Genomic DNA, 2,452 nt, shown 5'->3' with positions numbered 1-2,452 from the left:
GTAAGCGGTGTCTTACCCCCACCTTCCTCCCGTTTGTGAGCCATGAGATTGCGCACTGATTGATGTCAGTGCGGGAGTTTCTCCATGGACGCTACAATGGAGCTTCTCACAACTAGCGGTAGAAGGCGCCGCAATCGGCAGTGGCCCGATGCGGTTAAGGCGCGGATTGTCGCCGAGACGTTGCGGCCCGGAGCGACCATTGGTGAAGTTGCCGAGCGGCATGGGCTGAAGCCCAACCATATTTCCTCTTGGCGAACCCTTGCGCGGAGGGGGAGGCTTGTGCTGCCGGCACCAGAGGATGCGGTGGAGTTTGCGACGCTGATGGTCGCTCCGGTTGATGAGGCACTGGCGGCCGCGGAGCGGACGGCATCGGCTGGGCCCGAGGTCGTGGTGGGTTCGGTGACCATCCGGCTGGAGCCAGGCGCTTCGGCGGCCCGGATAGCCTCGGTGGTCCATGCGCTGACGGCGATCCCATGATCTTCCCCTCGAACCGGGTGCGGATCATGGTGGCGACCAAGCCGATCGACTTCCGCAAAGGCCACGACAGCTTGGCTGCGATGGTGAAGAACGCATTGCACGAGGACCCGTTCACCGGCACGGTCTTCGTGTTCCGGGCCAGGAAGACTGATCGGCTGAAGTTGCTCTACTGGGACGGCACCGGATTGGTCATGACCTACAAGCGATTGGAAGAGCACAGCTTCAGTTGGCCTGCGGTGACAGACGGCCTGATGACGTTGAGCCACGCGCAGTTCGAGGCGCTGTTCTCTGGGCTCGATTGGCGGCGGGTTCGGGCGGTGGAAGCGAAGGCGCCAGAAGCGGTGGAATGACTGCGTCAGGATGACTCAGGGCTTGTCTTTTTGCGGGATCGGCGGGGCCTGATCTGGTAGATTCCGGACATGCTCGATGCCGCCGAACTTCCTGACGATATTGCTGCCCTCAAGGCGATGCTTGTCGCTGCGGCGTTGCGCGATCAGCGCAAGGACGAGCGGATCGCGTACCTCGAAAAGCTGGTCGCCGCGTTCAAGCAGGCAGCCTTCGGACGCCGGTCGGAAAAGAGCGATCCTGACCAGTTCGAACTGGCGCTGGAAGATCTGGAAACGGCAATCGCGGTTATCCATGCCGAAGAGGACGCCGAGGATCGCGTCGCTCGACGGCCGGCCAAACCGCGCAACGCCAACCGTGGTTCGCTGCCCAAGCACTTGCCGCGGATTGAGGAGATCATCGAACCCGAAAGCCTGGTCTGTGGCTGTGGCGGCGGGCTGCACTGCATTGGCGAGGACGTATCCGAGCGGCTCGACGTGATCCCGGCCCAGTTCCGCGTGATTGTGACCCGTCGTCCCAAATATGCCTGCAGGTCCTGCACGGACGGCGTGGTGCAGGCGCCAGCGCCCACCCGGCTGATCCAGGGTGGGCTGCCGACCGAGGCCACCGTTGCCCATGTTCTGGTCAGCAAATATGCCGATCACCTGCCGCTCTATCGCCAGGCGCAGATCTTTAGCCGACAGGGTGTTGATCTGGACCGCTCAACCCTTGCCGACTGGGTCGGTCGGGCCGCCTTCGAGCTGCGTCCGGTTTACGATGCGCTCATGGCAGATTTGAAACGGTCTTCGAAGCTCTTCATGGACGAAACCCGCGCGCCGGTGCTCGATCCTGGGGCCAGAAAAACCAAGACCGGATACTTTTGGGCTTTGGCCCGCGATGATCGGCCCTGGAGTGGCACCGCGCCACCCGGTGTGGCCTTCACCTATGCCCCGGGCCGGGGTGGCCTTCATGCCGAACGGATCTTGCAGGGCTTTGGCGGCATCCTGCAGGTGGATGGCTATGCCGGCTACAGTCGGCTGATTGCGCCTGGTCGCGTCGGCGCCGGTATCCAGCTCGCCTATTGTTGGGCCCATGCCCGTCGCAAGCTGGTTGAGATCACGCGCGCCGGTACCGCCCCGATTGCCGAAGAGGGTGTACGGCTCATCGGCGAGGTCTATGCCATCGAAGCCGATATCCGAGGCCTCGGGCCGGATGCCCGCATTGCCGCTCGCCAGCAGCGATCAGCACCGGCCGTCGTAATGATACGGGAATGGCTGGATCATCATCGTGCCCGCGTCTCCGCGAAAACGCCCCTTGGGGAGGCCTTGAGCTACATTGCCAAATACTGGACCGGGCTTGCGCTGTTCCTGGCCGATGGCCACATCGATCTCGACAACAATGCCGTTGAGCGGACCATCCGCCCGATTGCGCTGAATCGGAAGAACGCACTCTTTGCCGGCCATGATGCTGGAGCAGAAAACTGGGCCGTCATCGCTTCGCTAATCGAAACCTGCAAGCTCAACGGCGTCGATCCCTACGCCTGGCTGAGCGCCACGCTCCACGCCATCGTCGCCAACCACAAGCAGAACCGCATCAACGAATTGCTCCCTTGGAACTTTGCGGCCAAGGTGTGACCGGCACATCGCCTACA

General features: G+C 62.7%; 3 protein-coding genes. All 3 read left to right on the top strand.

Going from position 1 to position 2,452, the window contains the following annotated elements; all coding sequences use genetic code 11:
• Window positions 1–84 precede the first annotated feature (84 nt).
• The 3 genes from tnpA to tnpC all read left to right on the top strand — a co-directional run bounded on the left by tnpA (window position 85) and on the right by tnpC (window position 2,435).
• Complete coding sequence (gene tnpA, locus DEVEQU_RS20190) at window positions 85–477, top strand: IS66-like element accessory protein TnpA (RefSeq protein WP_126148526.1); 393 nt, start codon at window positions 85–87, stop codon at window positions 475–477.
• Window positions 474–827 carry an IS66 family insertion sequence element accessory protein TnpB gene (tnpB, locus tag DEVEQU_RS00025; RefSeq protein ID WP_126148525.1) on the top strand — a complete coding sequence of 118 codons (354 nt, stop codon included), beginning with the start codon at window positions 474–476 and terminating at the stop codon, window positions 825–827. Before tnpA ends, tnpB begins: the two co-directional genes overlap by 4 nt.
• Window positions 828–896: 69 nt before the next feature.
• Window positions 897–2,435: an IS66 family transposase gene (gene tnpC / locus DEVEQU_RS00020; RefSeq protein WP_126148524.1), complete on the top strand. Its 1,539-nt coding sequence runs from the start codon at window positions 897–899 to the stop codon at window positions 2,433–2,435.
• Window positions 2,436–2,452 lie beyond the last annotated feature (17 nt).

It is taken from the genome of Devosia equisanguinis, from assembly GCF_900631955.1.
Taxonomy (GTDB): domain Bacteria; phylum Pseudomonadota; class Alphaproteobacteria; order Rhizobiales; family Devosiaceae; genus Devosia; species Devosia equisanguinis.
The sequence above is the reverse complement of the archived record's forward strand: the minus strand, read 5'-3'. Positions and strand labels throughout refer to the sequence as shown.